Annotated in this window: 15 protein-coding genes; 14 read left to right on the forward strand and 1 reads right to left on the reverse strand. The window is 61.5% G+C overall.

The features are described 5' to 3' along the window. Positions 1-11 precede the first annotated feature (11 nt). The 9 genes from ilvN to ACZ25R_RS09135 all read left to right on the forward strand — a co-directional run bounded on the left by ilvN (position 12) and on the right by ACZ25R_RS09135 (position 5780). On the forward strand, positions 12-584 hold the full coding sequence (gene ilvN, locus ACZ25R_RS09095; RefSeq protein ID WP_346306954.1) for an acetolactate synthase small subunit: 573 nt from the start codon (positions 12-14) through the stop codon (positions 582-584). 112 nt (positions 585-696) lie between these two features. Further along, positions 697-1290: a LysE family translocator gene (locus ACZ25R_RS09100; RefSeq protein WP_346306955.1), complete on the forward strand. Its 594-nt coding sequence runs from the start codon at positions 697-699 to the stop codon at positions 1288-1290. A 37-nt stretch (positions 1291-1327) separates the two neighbouring features. After that, a complete protein-coding gene (gene nthA / locus ACZ25R_RS09105; protein ID WP_472460773.1) occupies positions 1328-1945 on the forward strand; it encodes a nitrile hydratase subunit alpha in 618 nt (205 codons plus the stop codon). Continuing rightward, positions 1942-2601 (forward strand): nitrile hydratase subunit beta, encoded by a 660-nt coding sequence (gene nthB, locus ACZ25R_RS09110; RefSeq protein ID WP_472460774.1) that lies wholly within the window; start codon positions 1942-1944, stop codon positions 2599-2601. The genes nthA and nthB overlap by 4 nt, the downstream gene beginning before the upstream one ends. Beyond that, positions 2588-2950 (forward strand): nitrile hydratase accessory protein, encoded by a 363-nt coding sequence (locus ACZ25R_RS09115; RefSeq protein WP_463012129.1) that lies wholly within the window; start codon positions 2588-2590, stop codon positions 2948-2950. Before nthB ends, ACZ25R_RS09115 begins: the two co-directional genes overlap by 14 nt. Then, positions 2931-3398, forward strand: a complete 468-nt coding sequence (locus ACZ25R_RS09120) for a hypothetical protein (protein ID WP_472460775.1) — start codon at positions 2931-2933, stop codon at positions 3396-3398. Before ACZ25R_RS09115 ends, ACZ25R_RS09120 begins: the two co-directional genes overlap by 20 nt. A gap of 61 nt (positions 3399-3459) precedes the next feature. Then, positions 3460-4587, forward strand: coding sequence for an ATP-dependent DNA helicase (locus ACZ25R_RS09125; RefSeq protein WP_403176746.1), 1128 nt, complete (start codon positions 3460-3462; stop codon positions 4585-4587). A 26-nt stretch (positions 4588-4613) separates the two neighbouring features. Further along, positions 4614-5015, forward strand: a complete 402-nt coding sequence (locus tag ACZ25R_RS09130; protein WP_346306961.1) for a GNAT family N-acetyltransferase — start codon at positions 4614-4616, stop codon at positions 5013-5015. An 81-nt stretch (positions 5016-5096) separates the two neighbouring features. After that, positions 5097-5780: a DUF930 domain-containing protein gene (locus ACZ25R_RS09135; RefSeq protein ID WP_472460776.1), complete on the forward strand. Its 684-nt coding sequence runs from the start codon at positions 5097-5099 to the stop codon at positions 5778-5780. Here ACZ25R_RS09135 and ACZ25R_RS09140 read toward each other — a convergent pair. Beyond that, entirely contained in the window at positions 5774-6475 is a 702-nt protein-coding gene (locus ACZ25R_RS09140) for a TenA family protein (RefSeq protein ID WP_472460777.1), read from the reverse strand. The genes ACZ25R_RS09135 and ACZ25R_RS09140 overlap by 7 nt on opposite strands. A 140-nt stretch (positions 6476-6615) precedes the next feature. Between ACZ25R_RS09140 and ACZ25R_RS09145 the strand changes: the two genes are divergently transcribed. From ACZ25R_RS09145 to ilvC, 5 genes are all read left to right on the forward strand, one after another. Further along, on the forward strand, positions 6616-7356 hold the full coding sequence (locus ACZ25R_RS09145) for a pyridoxine 5'-phosphate synthase (protein WP_223612783.1): 741 nt from the start codon (positions 6616-6618) through the stop codon (positions 7354-7356). A gap of 142 nt (positions 7357-7498) precedes the next feature. Further along, positions 7499-9424, forward strand: a complete 1926-nt coding sequence (locus ACZ25R_RS09150; RefSeq protein ID WP_464661197.1) for a potassium transporter Kup — start codon at positions 7499-7501, stop codon at positions 9422-9424. Positions 9425-9501: 77 nt separating this feature from the next. Beyond that, on the forward strand, positions 9502-10725 hold the full coding sequence (locus tag ACZ25R_RS09155; protein WP_472460778.1) for an FAD-dependent oxidoreductase: 1224 nt from the start codon (positions 9502-9504) through the stop codon (positions 10723-10725). A gap of 105 nt (positions 10726-10830) precedes the next feature. Beyond that, complete coding sequence (locus tag ACZ25R_RS09160) at positions 10831-11475, forward strand: TetR/AcrR family transcriptional regulator (protein ID WP_472460779.1); 645 nt, start codon at positions 10831-10833, stop codon at positions 11473-11475. Between the two features lie 34 nt (positions 11476-11509). Beyond that, entirely contained in the window at positions 11510-12529 is a 1020-nt protein-coding gene (ilvC, locus tag ACZ25R_RS09165; protein WP_472460780.1) for a ketol-acid reductoisomerase, read from the forward strand.

Below are 12529 nucleotides of genomic sequence, written 5' to 3' on the forward strand. Positions count from 1 at the left end.
GAAACACTGTAATGAACGCTCAAAATCTAGCCTCCGGCTCGGCATATTTCATTGCCAAGGAGACGGAGCTACCGATCACCACGGTGCTATCGGTTCTCGTTGACAACGAACCCGGCGTCCTTGCCCGGGTGATCGGCCTGTTTTCCGGCCGCGGCTACAACATTGAAAGCCTGACCGTCTCGGAAACCGAGCACGAGCAGCACCTGTCGCGCATCACCATCGTGACGCGCGGCACCCCGCATGTGCTCGACCAGATCCGTCACCAGCTCGAACGCATCGTGCCGGTGCACCGCGTGGTCGATCTGTCGGTGCGCGCCGACGAACTCGGCAATGAAAAGCCGATCCAGCGCGAGCTGGCGCTGGTCAAGGTGGCGGGGCTCGGCGAGAACCGCAACGAAGCGCTGCGTCTTGCCGATGCGTTCCACGCCAAGGTGGCGGATGCCACGACGGAACATTTCATCTTTGAAATCACCGGCAAGGGGTCGAAGCTCGACCAGTTCATCGCCATCATGAAGCCGCTCGGCCTCGTCGAGATCTGCCGGACCGGTGTCGCCGCCATGAACCGCGGCCCGCAGGGCATGTAGGCTTCAGCGGCAATCGGACTCAGGGATACGCAATTGTATCCCTGACAAGATTGCGATTGAGCGGCATGAACCCGAAGCTTAAATCTTCCCCACGCATCAGATCCGGTTTGTCATGTCGCTCGAAATCTTTTTCACGCTCCTCGTTTTTGCCTTCGTCACGTCGATCACGCCGGGACCCAACAATCTGATGCTGCTCGCGTCCGGGGTGAATTTCGGCTTCCGACGCACCATTCCGCATATGCTGGGCATCGGCAGCGGCTTCTTTTCGCTGCTGATCGGCGTCGGTCTTGGCCTGGGCGCCCTGATCCAGACCATTCCGCTGGTCTACACGATCCTCAAATTCGCCGGCGGCGCCTATCTGGTCTATCTCGCCTACAAGATCGCGACGTCACGCTCGCTCGGAACTGTCGATGGCAATGCCCGTCCCATGACGTTCCTTGAGGCTGCAGCCTTCCAGTGGGTCAACCCCAAGGCCTGGGTGATGGCGGTGACGGCGATGGCTACCTATACCGCGCCGCAGGCCTATCTCGTCACAGTGCTGATTGTCGGCATCGCCTTCGCCCTGGTCAATGTGCCCTCGGTATCGAGCTGGGCGGCCTTCGGCCAGTTCATGCGCGGCTGGCTGTCGGATCCGGCGCGGTTGAAATGGTTCAATATCAGCATGGCGGCCTTGCTTGTCGCCAGTCTCTGGCCGATGCTGCGCTGATCTTGCACGAAATGCGGGAGGCGCATAAGTTTCCACCATGTCCCATGATCACGATCACCACCACGACAATGAACTCGATCCCATGGCCGCACGGGTGCGGGCACTCGAAACGATCCTGACTGAAAAAGGTCTTGTCGATCCCGAGGCGATCCATGCCATTGTCGAGACCTATGAGACCAAAGTCGGCCCCCGCAATGGTGCGAAGGTTGTGGCCAAGGCGTGGGTCGATCCGGAATTCAATGCCTGGTTGAGACGCGATGCAACCGCAGCCATCGCGTCGCTGAGCTATACCGGCCGGCAGGGCGAGCACATGCAGGCGGTGTTCAATACGCCGGAAACCCACAATCTCGTCGTGTGCACGCTGTGTTCCTGCTACCCATGGTCGGTGCTCGGCTTGCCGCCCGTCTGGTACAAGTCGCCGCCTTACCGCTCGCGTGCCGTCATCGATCCGCGCGGTGTGCTGGCGGAGTTTGATCTGGTTCTACCCGATACCACCAGCATCCGTGTGTGGGATTCGACCGCGGAACTGCGCTATCTGATCATCCCGCTGCGCCCGGAAGGCACTGATGGCTGGAGCGAGGAACAGCTTGCCGCGCTGGTGACGCGCGATTCGATGATTGGCACGGGGCTCGCCCGTGTGCCGGAGGTGGCATGAACGGGCCGCAGGATCTTGGCGGGCAGATGGGCTTCGGCCCGGTCAATCCGGAGAAGGACGAGCCCTATTTCCATGCGGCGTGGGAAAAGCGGGCGCTGGGTCTGACGCTCGCCGCCGGAGCCATGGGGCACTGGAACATCGACGAAAGCCGCCATGCGCGCGAAAGCCTGCATCCCGCCGACTACTATTCCTCCAGCTATTACGCAATCTGGACCAAGGCGCTGGAAGTGCTGCTGAAGCGCCATGGATTCGTGACCGATGCGGAGTTGGTGCAGGGGCACTCCCTTGGAAAGGGAGCTGAGCCCAAGCGCGTCCTGCGAGCGGAGAACGTTGCCGCCGTTCTGGCGAAGGGCGGTCCCTGCGACCGTCCGGTCGGACAGGCGCCGCGTTTCCAGGCGGGGAACCGCGTCAGAACCCGCAATTTCAACCCGCAGACACATACGCGGCTGCCGCGCTACGCCCGCGGGAAAACCGGCATGGTGGAAGCCGTGCGCGAGGGCTTCGTCTTCCCGGACACCAATGCGCATGGGCAAGGCGAGCACCCGCAATATGTCTACACTGTCGTGTTCACGGCGGCGGAGATCTGGGGCGAGGGCGCCGATCCGACCCTGACTGTCAGCATCGACGCCTGGGAGAGCTATCTTGAGCCTGCGTGAGCTGATCGCGCATTCGCAAGGGCTGGGCGATGGGATCGATGCGCCGGTTTTTGCCGAGCCGTGGCAGGCGGAAGCCTTCGCCATGGTGCTGGCCCTGCACAGCCGGGGACTGTTCGGCTGGGATGAGTGGGCACAGGCGCTCTCCACCGAACTGAAACGGCCCGGTGCGCTGGAGGATGGCAGTGATTACTACCATCGCTGGGTCGCGGCACTGGAATCCCTCGTTGCGGCCAAGAACGTGGCAAAGTCGACGGATGTTGATGATCTCGCCGCTTCATGGCAACGTGCGGCCCACGCAACCCCGCACGGTCAGCCGATCAGGCTGGAAAATGATCCGGAAAGGTCTTGAGATGCATGGAGCTTTGACGGTCCGCCGCGCAGCGATTGCATGGATGCTTGTGGCAGCGGCCAGTTTTTCCGCGCCTGTCCGGGCGCAGGACGCGCCCTGGCCCGCAACCACCGAACAGGACCTGCGTAAGCTCTTGACCGGCGCGACCATCACCGGCGAAGTCAAGGCGCAGCCGCCGTTCAACTTCACCGAGTTTCTGGGTACAGACGGCAAATCGCGCGGCAAGCTGATCGAATGCTGCAAGCCGGACAAGGTGCTGACCAACGGCATGGCCTATGCGGGCGAGTGGACGCTGGAGAACGACACGCTCTGCCTGCTCTACGAGGGCGAGGAGCAGAAGGTCTGCTGGCGTCTGCAGGTGAAGGGCGACGAATTCCGCATGACCGACACGGAAACCGGCTATTCCGGCGCGGGTAAAATCCGGCCGGGAAACCCGGATAATCTATAGTATAAGACTGCATTCACCCATTTTCCTTGCCCTTTGCGGGCGAATCCTGTCAGTCAGGGCCATGCAATTATCACCACAACAGGATGAGGCGCTCAGCGCCGTTTCCAAATGGCTGAAAGACGGGCGCAGCCCGCTTTTTCGGCTTTTCGGCTATGCCGGTACCGGCAAGACGACGCTGGCCCGCTATTTCGCCGAGCATATCGACGGGGACGTGCAGTTCGCCGCTTTCACCGGCAAGGCCGCGCAGGTCCTGCGCTCGAAGGGCGCTGCCAATGCGCGGACGCTGCATTCGCTGATCTATCGCCCGCGCGGCGAAGAGGCTGTCGAGGATGAAACCACCGGCAAGACCAGCATCGCCCCGACTTTCTCGCTCAACCGGCAAAGCCCGGTTGCCAAGGCCAAGCTGATCGTCGTCGACGAGTGCTCGATGGTGGACGAACAGCTCGGCCGCGATCTCATGAGCTTCGGCACGCCCATTCTGGTGCTGGGCGACCCCGGCCAGCTGCCGCCCATATCCGGCGGCGGCTTCTTCACCGAACACGAGCCGGATTTCCTGCTCAGCGAAATCCACCGGCAGGCGCGCGACAACCCGATCCTGCGCCTGGCGCTCGACGTGCGCGAGGGACGTGAATTCGGCTATGGCGATTTCGGTGCTGCCAAGGTCATCTCCAAGAACGAGGTGACACAGGATCTGGTGCTCGGCGCCGATCAGGTGCTGGTGGGTACGAACCGCACCCGCCGCCGCTACAATCAGCGCCTGCGCGAGCTCAAAGGTTTTTCCGCTTCCTTTCCGCAGGCGGGCGACAAGCTGGTGTGTCTGCGCAACGATCCGGCCAAGGGGCTGCTCAACGGCTCGCTGTGGAAGGTCATGACCTCCTCGCGGGAGACGGTCAAACCCGGCATCAACCTGCTGGTGGCGCCGGAAGATGAAGAACCGGGCAGGGGCGTTGCCAAGATCAAGCTGCTCAAGGCGCAGTTCGAGGATCCCGATACGGAAATTCCGTGGCAGACCAAGAAGCGCTACGACGATTTCGACTATGGCTACGCGCTGACGACCCACAAGGCGCAGGGCTCGCAGTGGAATGAAGTCGTGTTGTTCGACGAGAGCTTTGCTTTCCGCGATACGCGCGACCGCTGGCTCTACACGGCCATCACCCGCGCGGCCGAACGGCTGACGGTGGTGCGCTAAGGTCTTGTCTGCCGGGAGGGGCGAATATGGATTTGCAGTGGATCGACCGGATAGAAGGCCCCCACCGGCAGGAGCTTCACGCACTCTACCGGAATGAATGGTGGACCAAGAACCGGCAGTTCGACGATGTCGTGCGCATGCTGGATCACTGCGACATTGTCATCGGTTGCTGCGCCGAGGGCAAGCTGGTGGGTTTTGCCCGCGTTCTGACCGACTATGTCTACAAGGCCATGATCTTCGACGTGATTGTTGATGAAAAATTCCGCGGGACAGGATTGGGGCAAAAGATCATGGAGCGCATCAAAGGCCATGAGAAGCTCCAGTCCATGGCAAGCTTCGAGCTTTACTGCCCGGATCGCCTCATCCCTTTCTACGAGAAAATGGGTTTCGCCGCAGGCACATCCTCCCTGCTGCGGCATCAACCCTGACTCCAATCGCGCGTTGCGTTCACTTGAAGAGCGTGTCTTTGTTCTGTGTGATGTGAACAGTCGGCCGGGAGAGTGAGTTCGGTGAGCTTGGTGGCAGGCGAAACCTTTGCGAATGCCCCATTGAGGGAGGCAAGCACCAGCGGCGCCATTGTCTCTGCTGTGCTGCACCTTTTGCTTGTACTGGCTCTCATCGCCTTGGCGAGGCCATTTCGCTTCAATGCGCCCTTGGAAGAGACCATCGATCTTCAGATCGTACCGGCGGCGGCTCCGGAAACAAAACCCGCCGATCTGCCTGTTCTCCCTCCTGTATCCGCGCCGCTTCCCGATGCTCTGCCGGCGCCAAGGCAGGAAGCGGCCTCCGCTGCAATGGAGCAGCCGGCCATGCACAAAGCGACGACCATGCTGTCGGCGGTTGTGCTGGCCGATCCACGCAGCCGGCAGACGCGCGAAGCGCTGCCAACGCTGGAACTTGGCACGAGGCTTGAACAGATCTGCAATCTGGAAGCCATGGCGCAAGTGGCGAAATGGGACAAAAGCTTCAAGCCGGATCGGGTCATCGCCTATGCCATGGCCGCTACGAAGGTCAAATCCGGTGTCATAACCGCCACGGGTGCAGCCATGCGCAGTGGTGGAAACTGGTACAACCTGGCGTTCAACTGCGGAATATCGCCGGAGACGCAGCAGGTTCAATCCTTTGAATTCACAGTAGGCAAGCCCATTCCCCGCGAGGAATGGGCCGATCATGCGCTTGCCCCGGTTTATTGAGCAAGGGCCGCTCCTCGCATTCCCATCGACCAGAATCCGGCCTCCAGCCGGGTCGCCACACGGAAACGGCGGTTGAGCGTCTTCCAGCGCCCGGACGTTTGCGGTGACGGGCCGAGCCGGGCATGGACACTGCTTTTGATGAGCCGTCCGACCGCATGGCAGGCCTCCTGATAGTCCTTGCCCGCATAGGTATCAATCCACGGTTGATAGGGATTGCCTGCCGATGGGGTGGCTGCAAGACGCGCGCCGATTTCGCCATAACCCATGACGCAGGGCGCAAGAGCCGCGATGAGATCAAGGAAGTCACCCGACAACCCGGCATCGATGACGTAGCGGGTATAGGAGAGGTTCTCCGGTTCCTCGTCGGTCTGCAGCAGCGTCTCGCGCGGAATCCCGGCCTTCGCGCATATCTCGATATGCAGCGGCATTTCATGGTTGACCAGTGCATGGACCGTTGCCGATGCCAGCTCCAGTTCCTCATGGCTTTCCGCCTTCAGGACAGCCATGCCCCAGGCCCGCGAGAAGTGGAACAGAAAGATGTAATCCTGGACGAGATAGTGCAGAAAAGCCGTTTCGGGCAGGGAGCCGTCGCCGAGGCCGCGCACAAAGGCGTGGTCGACATAGGCAGACCAGTCGGATGCGGCATGCGCGCGCCATTGGGCAAAAACCGGCGAGGAAAAATCGGATGGGCTCATCAAACCGTACTCTTTGCGGGCAAGAACTTGCGAGGCGAGGGGCCGGCCTGCGAACATCTTTCGGGTCGGGCCAGATTCCAATGTTTAATGTTCGTTTTCTGCTGTAAAGATCAGGACAAGAAAAAACATTGGACTTCAGCATGACAGCTTCCCTTTCCGTGAACCTCAATGCAATCGCCATGTTGCGCAATCGCCGCGACCTGCCCTGGCCCAGTGTGATCGGGCTTGGCCGCGTGGCCTTGGCCGGCGGTGCTGCGGGCCTGACCGTGCATCCGCGTCCGGACGAGCGGCATATCCGCTTCTCCGACCTGCCGGAGATCCGCGCCCTGATCGATGACGAGTTTCCGCAGGCCGAATTCAACATCGAAGGGTATCCGACGGCGCAATTCCTCGATCTTGTCGCCAAGAACGAGCCCGAGCAGGTCACGCTGGTGCCGGACGATCCGGCGCAGGCCACCTCCGATCACGGCTGGGACCTGACGAAGGACGGCGATTTCCTGGCGCCGATCATCCGGCAGTTGAAACACCGGTCGGCGCGGGTATCCCTGTTCATCGATGCCGACCCGGCTGCACCGGCGCTCGCCAAGGCGCTCGGGGCGGATCGCGTCGAACTCTATACCGGCCCCTATGGCGGTGCGCATGACGATCCGCGCCGCGAGGCGCTGGAGCTGGACAGGCTGGCGAAGACTGCGGAAGCGGCGGCGAAGGCGGGCGTTGCCGTCAATGCCGGGCATGATCTGACGGTCGCCAATCTGCCTGCTCTGGTCAAAAGAGTGCCAAATCTGGTGGAGGTTTCCATTGGTCACGGGCTGACAGCCGATGCTTTGACGCACGGTATGTCGCGGGCTGTGGAAAGATTCATGAATGCGCTTCAAGTCTAGTACGTTGATTCGCGTGCAGGATTTGCGTTGCCATGCGTTTTTGCATAACGTGGGATGACAGCTATGTTAAAATGGCGATTGATATTGCGGTGCAACACGACTAACTCGTCCGCCCACGCTGTCGGAGCGAGGGAAAACCTGTATGAGTGACCAGCAAGTTGGCGACGAGAACTGTTTAAACGGTACCGCCGCCTATGAACCGGAACCGCATCACAAAGAAGCATTTCCGGTTCTTGTGCTAGGCGCCCTCGGCGTTGTCTATGGCGACATCGGGACAAGCCCGATCTACGCCTTCCGCGAAGCGCTTCATGCCGCATCGCTCGATGGAGTCCTCAGCCGGACCGATATTCTCGGTGTTGTCTCCATGATCTTCTGGGCGCTGACCCTGATCGTCACCATCAAATATGTTTTTTTCGTGCTGCGCGCCGACAATGACGGCGAGGGCGGTATCCTGTCGCTGATGGCGCTGGCGCGGTCGAGTTTCAAATCCCGGCCACAGCTCATTCTCGGTCTCGGCATTGTCGGTGCGTCGCTGTTTTACGGCGATGCGGTGATCACCCCGGCCATTTCGGTGCTGTCGGCGGTCGAAGGTCTGGAGATCGTCACTCCGTCGCTGGAGCCCTTCGTGGTGCCCATCACGCTGGTCATCCTGCTGACGCTGTTTTCCGTCCAGCGTTTCGGGACGGCGCGCGTTGCCACGATTTTCGGTCCGATCACCCTGTTGTGGTTTCTGGCCATCGGCTTTTTCGGCGCATGGCACCTGTTCGACGACATCAGCATTTTTGCCGCCGCCAACCCGTATTATGCGGTGGATTATATCCTCGAGAACCCGGCAACGGCGTTCCCGACCATCGGCACGGTGTTCCTGGCGGTGACCGGTGCGGAAGCGCTCTATGCGGATCTCGGCCATTTCGGCCGCAAGCCGATTGCCACGGCCTGGGTCTGGGTCGTCTTCCCCTGTCTGCTCCTGAACTATTTCGGTCAGGGCGCCTTCATCCTGGCGCATGGCGAGTCGGCCAAAAACCCGTTCTTCGAGATGTTCCCGCATTGGGCATTGCTGCCGATGGTGCTTCTGGCCACGGCCGCCACCGTCATCGCCAGTCAGGCGGTTATCTCGGGCGCCTATTCGCTGTCGCGCCAGGCGGTGCAGCTCAATCTTCTGCCGCGCCTCAACATCGAACACACCTCCGAGAAGCAGTCCGGCCAGGTTTACCTGCCGCGGGTCAACATGCTGCTCGGCCTCGTGGTTGTCCTGCTCGTCCTTGGCTTCGAGCGCTCGACCAACCTGGCCTCGGCCTACGGCATTGCCGTGACCGGCAACATGCTGGTGACGACGATCCTGCTGTTCATCGTCATGAGCCGCATCTGGAAGTGGCGCCTCTGGGTGGCCGTCAGCCTGACCGTCGGCTTCATCATCGTTGATCTGACATTCGTCAGCGCCAACCTGATCAAGGTTGTCGATGGCGGCTGGGCTTCCCTCGTGGTGGCATTCCTCATCATCCTGGTGATGTTCACCTGGGTCCGCGGCAGCCGTCAGCTGTTCGAAAAGACCCGCAAGGGCGAGGTGCCGCTCGATCTGATCTCGAAGAAGATGGCGCAGAACCCGCCGCCGCTGGTGCCGGGAACCGCCGTGTTCCTGACGGGCGATCCCAAGAGCACCCCGACAGCCCTGATGCACAGCCTGAAACATTACAAGGTGCTGCACCAGAACAATGTGATCCTGACGGTCATCACCGCGCCGTCGCCGCTGGTCAAGAAGAGCGAACGGGTCAAGATCGAGCCGATCAACGATCTGTTCATGCGCGTCACGCTGACCTTCGGCTATATGGAGCGCCCGAACATTCCGCGCACGCTGGCGATCTGCCGCAAGCAGGGCTGGAAGTTCGACATCATGACCACGTCCTTCTTCCTGTCGCGCCGCTCGCTGAAGGCATCGGCCCGTTCGGAAATGCCGCATTGGCAGGATCGCCTGTTCATCGCGCTGGCGCGCACCGCCAGCGATGCCACGGAGTATTTCCAGATTCCGACCGGCCGCGTCGTCGAAATCGGCACACAGGTGAATATCTGAACCGGCGAGACGCGATATCGGGTTGAAAGACTCGCATCGCGTCTGTATGCCCGTAGCAGCAAACGGGCAGGGTCAGATTGAAAAAACAGCGGATTGCCATTGTGGGTGCGGGCCCGGCGGGCCTTGCCGCCGCGCTCTATCTTCATCGCGCCGGGCATGATGTCAAACTGCTCGAACGGTTTGCCGCCCCTTCGCCCCTCGGCTCCGGCCTCATCCTGCAACCCACCGGCCTGACGGTGCTCAGCGATCTCGGGCTGTTCGACAGCATTTCCGGGCTCGGCAACCGCATCGACCGGCTCTACGGCGCAGATGCCCTGTCCGGACGGGCGGTGCTGGATGTCCGGTATGCTGCGCTGAAAAGCGGACGCTACGGCATTGCCGTGCATCGCGCCGCCCTGTTCGATGTGCTGTATCAGGCGGTGCAGCAGGCGCGTATCGATATCAAGACCAATGTCGACGTCGTCACGCTGGACACGGGCAACGGCCGGGCATGGCTGATGACCAGTACCGGCCGCAGCATCGGCACCTTCGATCTGGTCGTCGATGCCAGCGGCTCGCGCTCGCGGCTCAAGCAGTTTGCCATCCATCCCTGCGAACCGGAGCCCCTGACGTACGGCGCCTTCTGGACATCGCTGAAATGGCGCGGGGAGGGGTTTGACACGCGCTCGCTGCTGCAGCGCTATCGCAAGGCCGGCGTGATGATCGGCGTTCTGCCGATTGGCAGGACCGATGTGGCTGGCGATGACATGGCGGCATTCTTCTGGAGCACAAAGCCGGATGAAGCGGAGGCTCTGCGCGCTGCGGGGATCGAAAGCTGGAAGGACCGGGTGCTGTCGCTCTGGCCGGAATGCTCGGCCTATACCGATCAGATCGGCGGTTTTGACGATATGACGCTGGCGCGTTATGGCCACCACACGCTGGCCATGCCCGCCGGGCGTCATCTCGCCGTCATCGGCGATGCGGCCCATTCGACCAGCCCGCAGCTGGGGCAGGGCGCCAACATGGCGCTGCTGGATGCGCGGGCGCTTGCCCATGCCCTTGCCACCTCCACGGAGCTCGATGCGGCGCTGTCCGCCTATGCCGCCTCCCGCCGGACGCATGTGCGCGGCTTCCAGGCCCTGTCGCGGGCTTTCACCCCGTTCTACCAGTCGGATTCGACCCTGCTGCCCTTTGCACGCGACTGGGTGGTTCCAACCGTGGCGCGTATTCCGCCGGCGCCGCAGCTTCTGGCATCCATGGTATCGGGTACCCTGATCGACCCGTTCCGGCCAATCGGTTTGCGGGAAAAAGCCTGGATTTAGGATTCTTTTTCAAGCCCACTTGCCAAATGATTTTCACCGCACTAGAACCGAACCGTAACGTACGGTACGGCATATGAAGCCGTGAAAGCGAATGGAAGAAGCCTCGTGCAATCTGCTGCGGAAGCCAGTGACAGCCCATTGACAGAGCGTCAGCGCGACGTTCTCGATGCGGCGCTCGGCCTGCTGGTGGAAGCGGGGGACGCGCTGACGATGACCAGCGTGGCGCGCCGCGCCAGCTGTTCCAAGGAAACCCTCTACAAATGGTTTGGCGACCGGGACGGGCTCCTGACCGCGACGGTCCAGTGGCAGGCGTCGAAGGTGCGCGGCGTCACGGTCAGGCGCGACGGACTTGATCTGCCGTCGCTGACAAGCGGGCTGGAACGCTTTGCGTCGGACTGGCTGCGCGTTCTCTCCGGCAAGATTTCCGTGGCGCTCAACCGCGTGGCCGTCAGCCATGCGGGCAGCGACAAGCGCGATCTCGGCGCCATCGTCCTGGAGAACGGGCCGTTTGCCATGGCGCGCCGCCTGATGCCGCTGCTCGAGGTCGGGCGTGAAGCCGGACTGCTGGCATTCGACGATACGGAAGAAGCATTTCGCACCTTTTTCGGACTGGTCGTCCGGGATGTGCAAATCCGGTTGCTGCTTGGCGACCGGTTCGAGTTGACTGATGTGGCAATCGACGGCGAGGCCCGGCGCGCGACACAGCAGTTTTTCGCTCTGTACGGAGCTCATACCAACGGGGCCGCTTAAGGCCGCTGTACGCAACGCTGAAGGGAAGAAATCAATGCGCGTATATTATGACCGCGATGCAGACATCAACCTGATCAAGTCGAAGAAGGTTGCCATTATCGGATACGGTTCGCAGGGCCGCGCCCATGCGCTGAACCTGAAGGACTCCGGTGCCAAGGACGTGCGCATTGCCCTGCGTCCGGGCTCTGCCACCGCCAAGAAGGCCGAAGCCGACGGCTTCCAGGTCGTCAGCGTTGCCGAAGCGGCAAAATGGGCCGACCTGATGATGATGGCGACGCCGGACGAACTGCAGGCCGACATCTACAGGGAGCACATCGCCGACAACATCCGCGACGGCGCTGCCATCGCCTTTGCTCACGGCCTCAACGTGCATTTCGGCCTCATCGAGCCGAAGAAGACGGTTGACGTTGTCATGATCGCGCCGAAGGGCCCGGGCCACACGGTTCGCGGCGAATACCAGAAGGGCGGCGGCGTTCCCTGCCTCATCGCCATCCATCAGGATGCCTCGGGCAATGCGCATGACCTCGCGCTGTCCTATGCCTGCGGCGTCGGCGGCGGCCGTTCGGGCGTCATCGAAACCAATTTCCGCGAAGAGTGCGAAACCGATCTGTTCGGTGAGCAGGTTGTTCTGTGCGGTGGTCTCGTTGAACTGATCCGCGCCGGTTTCGAAACGCTGGTTGAAGGCGGCTATGCGCCTGAAATGGCCTATTTCGAATGCCTGCACGAAGTGAAGCTGATCGTCGACCTGATCTATGAAGGCGGCATCGCCAACATGAACTACTCGATCTCCAACACGGCCGAGTGGGGCGAATATGTCTCCGGTCCGCGCATCATCACTGCCGAAACAAAGGCCGAGATGAAGCGCGTCCTGACCGACATCCAGACCGGCAAGTTCACCTCCGACTGGATGCAGGAATACAAGGCCGGCGCATCGCGCTTCAAGGCTATCCGCCGCAACAACGACAAGCACCAGATCGAAGAAGTCGGTGAAAAGCTGCGCGGCATGATGCCATGGATCGGCAGCAACAAGCTGGTCGACAAGGCCAAGAACTAA

The organism is Phyllobacterium sp. RCAM01083, assembly GCF_055685835.1.